Origin of the sequence: uncultured Faecalibaculum sp., from assembly GCF_910588395.1 — a bacterium.
Lineage (GTDB): Bacteria > Bacillota_I > Bacilli_A > Erysipelotrichales > Erysipelotrichaceae > Faecalibaculum.
This window is the reverse complement of the sequence record NZ_CAJUPA010000015.1, coordinates 43,172-54,955: the sequence shown is the minus strand read 5'-3', so window position 1 is coordinate 54,955 and position 11,784 is coordinate 43,172. Positions and strand designations below refer to the sequence as shown.

Genomic DNA, 11,784 nt, shown 5'->3' with positions numbered 1-11,784 from the left:
CTGCCATAAAAACAACCTCTCAATGATAGCTTCCAAGCGACATCTCGGGATTTGACAAGGGAATCGAATTCCAGATACTCCGACCGCAGATTCTGAAGTATTTCAGCTACTCTATCAAGAGTTTGCGCAATTACCCGCTGTTCTGATAATGAATGTTGTTTCAGCCTCAGAGAGGAATAATCTTTGAAATAAATGTGTGGAATTGTAGCTCCGGATTTATACTTTCTGAAATCAATGCTGTCCAGCAGATAATACAAATAATCTCTATCAACCTCGTCTGCAGGAATAATGAACTGCATAGTTCCCACCACAGAGGAATGAGCCGGGGTTTTAAAAACTCTTCCGAAACCTGCACCGTCTTTTACAATTGCCAGGGCAGGTTTATCCATCTGGTATGTATCAATCCCGGCTATCGGTCCGCTTGCCCCAAATACCGGAAATCCTCCGGAACTCATCTGATGAACATCTCCTGCTTTCAACGAAGAGGATCGTACAGAACACAAGTCCTTCAACTGAATCCTATTCATTACCCAGCCTCTGTTCATTCAGCATCTCCTCCAATTCCTTCAGACCCGCTTCGATCTCTTTCTGCAGATCATTGATCTTCCCCAGGATCACAGAAGTCGGCTCGTACTCCACCTTCTCATATTCAATTTCCTTGTACTTGTTGTTGGAGAGATCATAATCGTTCTTCACGATTTCCTCTTTGTCTACAAGGAAACTCTGGTCAGTTCGCTTTCTTTCCGTCTCTTTATCCAGATTTCTGAATCGCTCCACAATGTCCGGAATATCATTGGCTTCAATCTTTGAACGTTTGTCATCAAGGCTGAAACCATCATTTTTCATATCGTAGAACCAGACTTTATCCGTTCCGCCGTATCCGGTTTTATTGAAGACCAGGACCGCAGTGGATACGCCGGCATAGGGTTTGAATACCCCACTGGGCATGGAGATCACTGCCTGGAGTTTGTTGTTTTCCACCAGATCCTTGCGAATGGCTTTATGCGCTTTGCTGCTGCCAAAAAGAACACCATCAGGAACAATACAGGCGGTTCTGCCGCCTTTTTTCAGCATCTTCAAAAACAACTCCAGAAACAGCAGCTCCGTCTTCTTCGTTTTGGCTGTATCCAGCAGATCATCAGAAACACTGTCATAATCCAGTGATCCCTTGAAAGGCGGATTGGCAAGAATCAGAGAGTACTTATTCCTGTCCGGATTCTGATCTGTCAGAGAGTCACGGTATTCGATATTGGGATGCTTGATTCCATGGGTCATCATGTTCATGGCTCCGATTCGCAGCATCGTACGGTCCATATCGAAACCGGTAAACATGTCATTCATATAGTGTTTCCGGTTCTCCGGGTCAAACAGAACGTCTTCTTTCTTGTTCTGCTTGAGATATTCTGCCGCTTCCACAAGGAACCCCGAAGTTCCTGCAGCCGGATCGCAGATCATGTCATCCGGTTTGGGATCCATCAGCTCCACCATCATTTTGATGATATGCCGCGGTGTACGGAACTGACCATTAACACCGGCTGTGGCAATTTTGGAAAGCAGATACTCATAGACGTCCCCGCGGGTATCTGCAGATTTGTCCTCAGCCATCAGCTCATAAATCCCATTCATGGCTGTCACGATCTTATCCAGCATCAACGGGGTGGGAATTTTGAAAATCGCATCCTGCATATAAGTGGAATACGCACTGTCACCATTCTCATCCAGCCCCTTGATGAACGGAAAAACCGCATTGGCCATGGTTTCATACATCTGTCTGGGCTCCATGTCTCCCAGCCTGCTCCACTTCAGATCCTGCTTGTTGATTTCCCGGTCATTGATGCTGACTGTACCGTCAAACATGCTCTTTCTGTCCAGCCCCAGCATCATGGCTTCTTTCTGATGCTGCTGATCAGTGGCGTCCAGATCGTGAATGAACATCAGATAGGTCATCTGCTCAATCACATCCAGAGGGTTGGTCAGACCTCCAGTCCAGAAAATCTCCCACAAACTGTCAATTTTATTCTTCAGTTCTCCTGTAATCATACGTCTGCCTTTTCCTTTCCCTGTCTCTAGGCATCGAATGGATGAGCCCGGCGGTTGACCTCGTCAATCCCCTGCTTCACCCGCATCCACTTTCCGACTTCGTTGCCAAAGAGTCCAACAATACCTCCACGGTCCGTAAAAGGTGACTGCTGGAGAACCTGCAGATCCATGGTTCCGTTTCTGACAAGATAGTCAATGATTTCATTTACAAACTGAATCTGTTCTGAATTCAGTTCTGCTTCATCAATATATTTCGCAAATACTTCCTTGGCGGCTCTTTGATCTAGCCCTGTGATACTGCGGACAAACGGTCCCAGTGGCTTGTCTGCATATTCGGCTTCATAATCCGCCTTGGTTCCGGCTTCTTCCCACAAAGCTTTCTGCAAGTCGCTGTAGTCCCGATACGTCAACGGCAGATTCTCCTTGAGCTTCATGATGCACCCTTCGTGTTCATGAGCACGAATGTACTTGCGCATCCTCTCTTTGTAGGTATCCAGTTCCAGACTGACCAGAGTCGGCTTCTTGATCTGCATATCCTGCAGTGTATCCTGATAATCCGTTTCATAGGTCCTGGCTTCTTCTTTGACGATATACTTCATCAAATCCCGCAGACTGTGACGGATTTCTTCCAGCTTCCAGATCGTCAGCTTCGACAGATATTCGTCATCTGTACACTTTTCCAGCAGTTCTCTCTGCTGCGCAACTTCCGGAATATCCATGGAATCTTTCAGCAGACTGTCCGCTTTCTTCTTCAGATCCCTCAATCCCTTACCGCCATTGCCATCACACAGAATATCCAGTTCCATTCTGAAGATCAGTGAGTCGAAACGGACAGCTGTGAGAGAATCCTTCGGAGGCTGAATCAGTGGTGCCAGTTCATGGCGGACTCGCATCACGTCCTCGGAGACCAGTTTTCTGTAATGATCCGGGTCCAGATACCTGTCCACCAGATCCAGGTGCTGATGCACATTGAAGGCCGAACGGTTCAAAGACTGAACCTGAGATGCAAGACGCAGTATCAGTTTGTCTCTGTATGTTCTGTATTCCGGGGTCTGGAATTTTTCTCGCTGCAGTTTGTAGACCATCTGAAAAATCGTGGAGAAAATGATTTCCTGAATGGATATGGTCCCTTTCGGCTCTGAGGCATTCGGTGTTTCACTGAAATATTCAAAATTGCCAAGAAAGTCGAAAATCAGAAATTTTTCTTTATCTTTTCCGTCTATCAACCCTTCGCACAGTCTCGTTCCCCTGCCAATCATCTGCCAAAACTTGGTTTTCGAGAACACTTTTTTAAAGAACACCAGATTCAAAACACTTGGAACATCCACGCCTGTATCCAGCATATCTACAGAAATCGCAATCTGAGGAAGTTTATCCGGATCGCTGAAATTGCGTTTCAGTGTTTCAGGATCATATGACTGAAAGTCAATAATCTGCGCAAAATCATTGCCCAGCTCTGGATATTCCTGATGAAACACCTCCAGGATCTTCTCTGCGTGTTCGTGATTCCGGGCAAATACAATAGTCTTTCCCAGCTTGCTTCCGCAATCTACATGCAGCCCGTAATCCATCAGCAGTCCAAGAACTTTGCGGATAGTATCCCGGTTAAACAGTGTTTTGTTCAGTTCAGCCGAATCAATCTTTTCCGGCAGTCTCCCGTCTTCATCTGCAAACCGCTCTTCATAATCTTCCTGTTCTTCCTCCGTCAAATCATCAAACCGGATGCCTTCCTTGATGAACTTTGTTCCTGTTTCCACGGTTTCGTAATCCACAAGATAGTGATCCCGGACCCCGTCTTCCAGACTGTAGGCAAATGTCGGATTTCCATCCGGAAGCTCGAACAACTGATACGTATTCCGATCCACTTCATTCTTCGGAGTGGCAGTCAAGCCAATCATCGGTGCATCGAAATAGTTGAAAATATCCCGGTATTTGTTGTAAATCGAACGATGCACTTCATCGCAGATAATCAGGTCAAAATGCCCGGGCGTAAAAATTCTGCCATAGTTGTCACTGGTGGTATCGATGCAGTTCATAATTGTCTGATAGGTGGAAACCACAATTCTGGCATCCGGATTGTTCTTTCCATCGCAGAGATTTGTGACAGATAAATCCGGAAGGCTGGCTTCCATGGCCGCTTTGGCCTGACTGACGAGCATTTTGCGATCTGCCAGGAACAGTACATTGCGGACCCACCCTCTCTGAACCAGCCAGTCAATCAAAGCAGCTGCAGTCCGCGTTTTCCCGGAGCCAGTGGCCATGACCAGCAGAGCTTTTCTCTTTTTCCTTTCCAGCCGTTCGCATATGGCAGCGATTGCCTGTTTCTGATAATAGCGACCTGCAATGGCATCACTGGAATGTACAGGAGTCAGCGGTTTCCAGCTGGATCGCAAATTGAACAGTTTTTCCAGATCTCTGGGAGAATATACATCCGCGACCTTTCGCTCCGGGTACATACCGTCAATGATCCGGGTTTCCATACCATTGCTGAGAAAGATGACAGGTCGTCTTCCACACTGTTTTTCCAGAGCATCTGCATACAGGGATGCCTGCTGCCTGCCCTTTGCCAGGTCAGCCGTGGTCTTTTTTGCTTCCAGGACCGCCAGCGGCATTCCATCCTGTCCATACAGAACATAATCGGCATTTCCTTTTCCGCTCTTTGTCGGCATGGGGCTGACACTGACTTCTTCCAGCCAGTTTGTACCTTTTTTCCACCCTGCATTTTCCAGCATCAGATCAATGTACAGTTTTCTTGTCTCGGATTCCCGCGGAGCCATGGGATAATCCTGTTTATTTCTTGAACCGGGCTGAGCATCTGCCGTTTGTTTGCTGAGTTCAGTTTTTGGCTCTTCGTCCGTACGAGAAAGTCCGGGTTTGGGCAGCAGCAGGGCAGGAACAAACTTTCTGTCCGGATCCCATATATCATTTCCATCCTGAACATAACCATAAGCGATCCAGTCCAGAAACTCATACAGCGCCATGAATGCCTGAACAACCCGTCTTTTTTCAACTTTCTTGTCTGTATGTACCGCCTGGTTGCCTAGCATACGGATAATATCCAGGTCACGGATCATCCCCTCCGGCAGAATCTCCTGCAACTGAGAATTATGCAGCATGGAGACAAGATTGTCTTTTTCACCAGCAATAATGTGTTCCTGTCGGAATACAAACTTCAGCGCCTGCTCCACTGCTTTTCTTATATTGATCATGGATGATGACGGATCAATGGCAAAGACCCGCTCTGCTGCAATAGCCGGATCTGCAAACGGCTGATACACCGGTTCTTTTTTCAGATAGTCAAAATTTCTCATAGTCTGCTCCCGTTTGAATGACTAAATTCTTAAATTAATAGTACATCAAAAAGAAAACAGAAAAAAGGCTGGATCATATTTCAGCCCTTCTTCTTACACTCTCCTGCCGCCCACTTCCATCAGCCCGGATCCCGGATGGCCAGACTGCCATCGGCATCGAAGAACCACAGGATGCCATTTCCCGCTGTTTCATACCGCAGTGCACTGCGTCCTGTCTTTTTGCGGACCACATCCCGGATGCGGCAGATCCGGTCAGGATCCTGCCCCTGATCCAGGATCCGCACCAGCTCGCAGAAGGCATCCGGATCCCGGGCCAGCGCCACGGTTTTCTCCTCGGTGATCTCCGGCATGTCTCCTTCAGGGGACAGAACGGCGATGTAGCCTCTGGCGTGGTTGCGGTACAGAAACGGATGCACCATGGAAAACACGCACTGACAGCGGGAGCACCGGTGGCGGAACCACGCCCCGCTGCGGATCATTTCATCCCGGGAGCTGCCGGCACTGAGCAGCGTATCCCGCCTGATTTGAAAAGAATGCCCGCATTCCGGGCATTCCATGTCAAACATCCGTTCTTTCATCCCTGCAGCGGCCGGGTCACGTCCTGCAGCCAGGTCCGGATGGCCTCGTCCTGCAGACGGGGGCCGACTTTCTCCAGCACCTGCCGGTGATAGTCATCCAGCCAGCGGATTTCGTCGCCGGTCATCAGTGCCGGATCCAGACCATCCCGGTCAAAGGGCACAAAGGTCAGGGGCTCAAATTCCAGGAACTGACCGTACCGGTTCTTTCCGGCTTTCTTCACCAGGATCTCGTTCTCGTGCCGGATCCCGAATTTGCCTTCCATGTAGACACCGGGTTCATCGGAGGTGATCATGCCCGGTTCCAGGACACAGGAGTCATTCCGTTCCGGAACAATTCTCCACCGGAATCCGTTGGGGGCTTCATGCACATTGGATACATGTCCCACACCGTGACCAGTCCCGCACTGATAGTCGATTTCTTCGTCCCACATCGGTCCCCGGGCGAGAATGTCCAGATTCAGTCCCCGGCAGCCCTGCAGGAATTTCGCCTGTTCCAGCCGGATGTGTCCCCGGAGGGCTTTCGTGAACCATTTCCGTTCTTCCTCCGTAATGGGTCCCAGCACAAATGTCCGGGTAATGTCCGTGGTTCCATCCATGTACTGTCCGCCGGAGTCCACCAGCAGCATGCCTTCCTTCTTCAAAGGCACGTTCACAGCGCCGGGGTGGTAGTGCATCATGGCTGCATTTTCCCTGTAGGCGCTGATGGTGGAGAAAGAATCTTCAAAATACCCCTCCTGGGCTTTCCGGCGGTTCTGCAGGTAGTCTGCGGCGGACACTTCGGTCTCCTGTGCGTCTTCCGGCAGGTGCTTGAGCCAGTACATGAACTCGGTGACAGCCACCGCGTCCTTGAGATGGGCTTCCCGTGTGGCAGCCAGTTCCGCTTCGTTTTTCACCGCTTTCATGGCCACGATAGGATCCGGCATTTCCAGGGGTTCCTGGGGCAGGGACTGGGCCAGTGTGGAGTTCACAAAGGAGGGATCCAGCATGACCGGTCCTTCCAGTACTTTCACATCCTCATAAATGCGGTCATAGCCGGACAGGGATACACCGGCCTGCTTCAGCTGTTCTCTGGTTTCCGGATCCACACGGGATTCATCAATGTACAGAGTTGCGGATTCCGGGGTGATCAGGGCATAGGAAAGGGCTGCGGGAAAACAGGGAATGTCATCAGCCCGGAAGTTGAACAGCCAGATGATTTCATCGACTTTCGTGATGACATGGGCTCTTGCCCCTTCCTCTTTCATCACGCTGCGCACATCCGCCAGTTTTTCGGAGACGCTTTTGCCGGCGTATGCAATGGGATACGGGAAGGTTCTGGTGGCAGGCATGGCCGGCCGGTCTGTCCAGACCCGGCTGATCAGATCCTTGCCGGTTTCCACCTGAATGTCGCGGGCAGCGAGTTTGCGCTTCCATTCTCTGGCTTCGTTGAACGACACCGTCCGCCCGTCAAAGCCCACAGTATCTCCGGCTTTCAGGTTTTCTTCCAGATACTGCATAATCGTGGGTGTTCCTTCTTCCCCCATTCTCATCAGCTCGATACCCGAGCCTTCCAGTTCTCTGGCTGCCTGAATAAAGTACCGTCCGTCTGTCCACAGAGCGGCTTTGTCCGCCAGAACCACCAGGGTGCCGGCACTGCCGGTGAATCCGGAAAAGTGCTTTCTGGCGGCAAAATACTCCGCCACGTATTCTGTATCATGAAAATCACTGGTGGGAATGATGTATGCAGACAGGCTGTCCTGTTTCATTTCCGCCCGCAGGGCCGCGAGCCGGGATGCAGCTTCGTTCATCGCTTGTTCCTCCTTGCCTTGACAGCCGCAGCTGTCTTACGCAGTCCATTATAAACCCATTTATTCCCGGACCCATTGTGTCTGCGCAGCAGGGGGACCGGCCGGGGACAGGGACAGGGTTGCATCCGGACGATCCGAAATGAAAAAAGACCTGTTTCCAGGTCACTGTCATGCAGGCTTACACCTGTACGGATTCAAAGTGCCAGACTGAATTCAGAAAATCGAATCCCAGCCAGCCGCCGCCAATGAGCACAGCGTAAATCACCAGCATTTTGCACAGGAAGAAAAACAGGTTGATGGACTTGTACGTCCGTTCCAGCCGCATGTGCTTGAACTGATTCCACAGCGTGCAAAGAGGAATCAGCATGAGCACGGATTCCAGCAGATAGTGAAACAGACCTGGATCGCTGAGGTAATAGAACAGGTCATCCAGCAGCGTCCCGGTGAGGGCTTTCTGTGCCAGGGTGTGCACCGGCAAAGCGAAGATGCTGCCGTTGAAAAAGCCGCCCGCAGCCCCGAAACCAATGATGCCCACCATCCACAGGCAGACCATCACCACCCGGATTTCCGCACCGGGATAGCCTTTTGTCTGCTTCAGGGCAATGATGGCGCAGCGGGAGATGGCACACAGCAGGGTGAAAGCCAGAATCAGGCCGTACCAGAGAGTGGCATCGGGCACGAAGGGCCAGACAAAGCACCAGATCACACAGAGCGTCTCCAGCACATTGCCCAGGGTGTCGGTGGTGGTGTGCCAGCGGCGGATTTTCCGGATCCCTTTGCTGGAAAAGGTAAAGGGACTGGTGATCTGCCGCAGCAGTCTGGCCGGAACCAGAAGCAGCAGGATGCCGGACAGCAGCGCCCCGGCTGTCCACAGGATCACATTCATCATGTTGCTCATTTCCTCCTTTTCCCAGCCCGCCGGCAGTATGCCAGCCAGGCGGCGGCAGCCAGCACCATGGTCAGCAGCAGAACGTTGACCTGGAACAGCACCGGCTGCAGCAGATGACTGCAGAACCAGATCCCCGCCAGATACAGACAGAACAGACCAATGATGCCGCCCCAGTATTTCCAGCCGGGTTTTTCGAACGCCAGAAGCAGCAGCAGTGCCTTCAGGATCAGGTAAACCCAGATGCACTGAAGCAGCAGTCCCGGGGTTACAGCCATGTTCAGCTGCAGCGGCTCATGAGCAGCCAGTGGAATGAGCACATGTTCGTAGATCCCCAGCAGTCCGCCCAGATAGACAGCCAGAAAGAGCGGCAGATCCTGCAGTTCCCGTCTCCAGGAAAACCGGGGCAGCCGCTGTTTCAGTTCCTGCAGAGTCCGTGTCTCATCCTGATCAGCCTGCAGGCTTTCACTGCAGCGGGCGATTTCCTCATGCCGTCTGTGTTCCGTCAGCCCCGCCTGCCGCAGCAGGCCATCTGCCCTGCGCCAGAACCGGCTGTGCTCTGTGACCGGCACCGCCGGCGTGGTCCGGTAATAATCAAAAACATTCACATCCCACATTGTAGGATAAATGTGTGCGGTTGTCCACGCTGCGCGGACACCGCCGGCTGCGCAGAGAAAAAGCGGAAGCCGTTCTCTGCACAGAGATGGCTACCGCTGATGTCAGCTGCCGCTTACCGGTTTCCGACTGACCTGCCCCGGTTCCTGCACCATGATGCTGCTGGAAGGCTGGTCAATGCCCAGCTCTTTCCGGCGGATCTGAATGGCGTCATTGATGGCATACAGAACCGGCCAGTAATTGTCAAACGTGGCATAGGCATAGAGCTTCAGCACTGCCGCCGTTCCATCCGGGTTGTAGCCGCTGAGGATGCAGGAAACCGCCGGCTCGCTCAGGACATTGTTCACCGAACCGGCCACCGCCGCAAACTCCCGGCAGGCCATGACCGTATCCGTGTGCAGGGCAACGGGAATGGTGATGACCATACGGCGGTAGTTCTCGTTGCTGTAGTTCGTGACCACGTTTTCAATCAGCGTGGAGTTGGGAACAATGACCACCGTATTGTCGTAGGTGATCAGGCTCGTATACATGATCTCAATGGCAGAACACGTGCCTTCATACATCTGCTGGCTGCCGGCCACCGAAATATAGTCCCCGACTTTGAAGGGTCTGGTCAGCAGGATCTGCATGCCGCCGGCAACATTGGCCATGTTGTTTTTCAGCGCCAGGGAAAGCCCAACGCCCAGAGCGGAAAAAGCCCCCACCAGCACGGTGGTATCCGCGCCGATGCTGGACAGGGCGATGATGAACGCCATGACCTTGATGCTGTTGGAAGCCAGGGAACCCAGAAAGGTGTACACACCCTTGTCCTGGGCATTCCGCGCCATTTTCTCGATGACATTGCGGATGATTGGCCCCAGCAGAAACCCGGCCAGCATGATGATCAGGAAAATACCGATCCTGACCAGAAAGGTCATCCAGTTCATCCTGCCAGTTCTTCACCGGCCAGCGCTTCCTCCAGCCGGGCAATGCCCCGGTCGATCCGGCGCAGAGATTCTTCCCGTCCCAGAATGTTCACGATTTCAATCGCGCCGCCCGGGGTAAACTGCTTGCCGGTCACCGCCGTGCGCACCGGCCAGAGCACCTGACCGTTTTTCAGTCCCATCTGCTTCGGCAGATCCAGCAGGACTTCATGCACGGTTTCCTCGCTCCAGTCCTCATCCGCAATGGCTGCGATCACCTCGCGGGCCTGCCGCAGAGACTTCAGCGCCAGCTCCGGCGTGGATTTCATCTTTTTGTGCCGGTACATCTCCAGCGCGTGATCCATCAGATGGTTGAAGAAATCCACCGCTTCGGGAATATCCGACAGCTTGTCAATACGCGGCTGCAGGATCTTCGCGATTTCCATCGTATCCAGATCCGGGTTCTTCAGTGCCGGTTTCAGCCAGGGCAGAATGGTCTCATGATAGGTTTCCAGATCCATGTTCCGCAGATACACACCATTCATCCAGGTCAGCTTGTCGATATCGAAAATCGCCGGTGAACGGGAAATCCGCTTCACATCGAAGTTTTCAATCAGTTCCTCCATCGTGTAGATTTCCTGATCCGTCTCCGGACTCCAGCCCAGCAGCGCCAGGTAGTTGATCACGGCTTCCGGCAGATATCCCTTGGCCAGCAGATCCTGGAAGCTGGCATCGCCGTTGCGCTTGGACAGTTTGTGCTGCTCGTCCTTCATCACAGGAGGAACGTGAACATAGGTGGGACGCTCCCAGCCATAGGCATCGTAAATCAGGTTGTATTTCGGCGTTGAGGACAGATACTCATTGCCCCGCACCACATGGGAAATGTTCATGGTGTGATCATCGATGATGTTGGCAAAGTTGTAAGTGGGGAATCCGTCGCTTTTGAGCAGGATCTGGTCATCCAGCAGATCGCCGTCGAATTCGATCCGGCCATAGACTTCGTCGTCAAAATACGTTTCTCCGACGTTTTTGATCGTCTGCCGGATCACATAGGGTTCACCTGCATCCAGCCTGGCCTGGATTTCTTCCTGTGACAGGTGCCGGCAGGGATCGTCATAGCGGAAACCGATTCCCAGTTCCTCGGCTTCCCGGCGCTGTTTTTCCACTTCCTCTTCCGAGCAGAAACAGTAGTGGGCGCCGCCGAGTTTCACCAGCTCCTCGGCAAACCCCTTGTACATCCCCAGACGCTCAGACTGGACATAGGGCCCGAAATCACCGCCGATATCCGGTCCCTCATCCCAGTTCAGGCCGCAGTCCTTCAGGGTTTTGTAGATCATGTCTTCCGCCCCTTCCACCTTGCGTTCCTGATCGGTGTCCTCGATCCGCAGCAGAAAATCACCGCCGTCATGCTTGGCGATAAGGTATTCAAACAAAGCAGTCCGCAGATTGCCGATATGCATATAGCCTGTCGGGCTTGGTGCAAACCTGGTACGTGTTTTCTTCATTGAAAATCATCCTCTCAGAGTCTAGTTTACCGCACCGGCGCAACCAGCTCAATCCATCCAGTCTGCCAATGACCGGGAGTCCTCCCGGTCTGCCGGGGCGCAAAAGAAAAAGGAACCCGGAGGTTCCTGAATTGTCTGTGGCTGGGGTACGTGGATTCGA

General features: G+C 52.2%; 9 protein-coding genes and 1 tRNA gene (1 of these 10 running past the window's edge). All 10 read right to left on the bottom strand.

What is annotated here, in order from left to right:
- Window positions 1-545, bottom strand: a 545-nt coding sequence (locus QZ305_RS05660; protein WP_294730733.1) for a restriction endonuclease subunit S, incomplete at its 3' end; no start/stop codon positions are given.
- The gene (locus tag QZ305_RS05655) at window positions 520-2,040 is read right to left on the bottom strand and encodes a class I SAM-dependent DNA methyltransferase (RefSeq protein ID WP_294730732.1); all 1,521 of its coding nucleotides are present in this window, start codon (window positions 2,038-2,040) and stop codon (window positions 520-522) included. The genes QZ305_RS05655 and QZ305_RS05660, both read right to left, overlap by 26 nt.
- A 26-nt stretch (window positions 2,041-2,066) precedes the next feature.
- Complete coding sequence (locus QZ305_RS05650; RefSeq protein ID WP_294730730.1) at window positions 2,067-5,351, bottom strand: DEAD/DEAH box helicase family protein; 3,285 nt, start codon at window positions 5,349-5,351, stop codon at window positions 2,067-2,069.
- 119 nt (window positions 5,352-5,470) lie between these two features.
- Window positions 5,471-5,929 carry a CpXC domain-containing protein gene (locus QZ305_RS05645; protein ID WP_294730729.1) on the bottom strand — a complete coding sequence of 153 codons (459 nt, stop codon included), beginning with the start codon at window positions 5,927-5,929 and terminating at the stop codon, window positions 5,471-5,473.
- Window positions 5,926-7,716 carry an aminopeptidase P family protein gene (locus tag QZ305_RS05640; RefSeq protein ID WP_294730726.1) on the bottom strand — a complete coding sequence of 597 codons (1,791 nt, stop codon included), beginning with the start codon at window positions 7,714-7,716 and terminating at the stop codon, window positions 5,926-5,928. The genes QZ305_RS05645 and QZ305_RS05640 overlap by 4 nt, the downstream gene beginning before the upstream one ends.
- 178 nt (window positions 7,717-7,894) lie before the next feature.
- Complete coding sequence (locus QZ305_RS05635) at window positions 7,895-8,614, bottom strand: hypothetical protein (protein WP_294730725.1); 720 nt, start codon at window positions 8,612-8,614, stop codon at window positions 7,895-7,897.
- Window positions 8,611-9,210, bottom strand: a complete 600-nt coding sequence (locus QZ305_RS05630) for a hypothetical protein (protein WP_294730724.1) — start codon at window positions 9,208-9,210, stop codon at window positions 8,611-8,613. Before QZ305_RS05630 ends, QZ305_RS05635 begins: the two co-directional genes overlap by 4 nt.
- Before the next feature lie 111 nt (window positions 9,211-9,321).
- Complete coding sequence (locus QZ305_RS05625) at window positions 9,322-10,134, bottom strand: mechanosensitive ion channel family protein (RefSeq protein ID WP_294730723.1); 813 nt, start codon at window positions 10,132-10,134, stop codon at window positions 9,322-9,324.
- A gap of 5 nt (window positions 10,135-10,139) precedes the next feature.
- On the bottom strand, window positions 10,140-11,624 hold the full coding sequence (gene gltX / locus QZ305_RS05620; RefSeq protein WP_294730721.1) for a glutamate--tRNA ligase: 1,485 nt from the start codon (window positions 11,622-11,624) through the stop codon (window positions 10,140-10,142).
- 138 nt (window positions 11,625-11,762) lie between these two features.
- Window positions 11,763-11,784: transfer RNA gene (locus QZ305_RS05615), tRNA-Gln, on the bottom strand (it continues 154 nt past the right edge of the window).